This is a genomic window from Pelomicrobium sp. G1, assembly GCF_051905455.1.
Classification (GTDB): Bacteria; Pseudomonadota; Gammaproteobacteria; order Burkholderiales; family UBA6910; genus Pelomicrobium.
Map to the genome: position 1 here is coordinate 1 of NZ_JBQACR010000655.1, position 233 is coordinate 233.

Below are 233 nucleotides of genomic sequence, written 5' to 3' on the forward strand. Positions count from 1 at the left end.
TCGTGGCTGATCACGATATCCATCGTGAAAAGCGTGATGATGGTGATCCCGGTGATTGCCGTAGCCATCAACCAGCATATGACGGTCGTGGGTAACTTCCGGGCTTTGCTCTACTCGCCCACCCTGCGCTTCGTGGTGCTGGGCGCAATGATGGATACGTTTGCCTCTCTGCAGGGCTCGCTGGAATCGCGGCGTGCGGTCAACACGGTCACCCATTTCACCCATTTCACGGT

General features: G+C 57.1%; 1 protein-coding gene. It reads left to right on the forward strand.

Translation table 11 applies throughout. The annotated features are described in order from the left end of the window. The coding region (locus ACTFO6_RS20000) for a cbb3-type cytochrome c oxidase subunit I (RefSeq protein WP_439936017.1) at positions 1–233 on the forward strand (233 nt) is incomplete at both ends.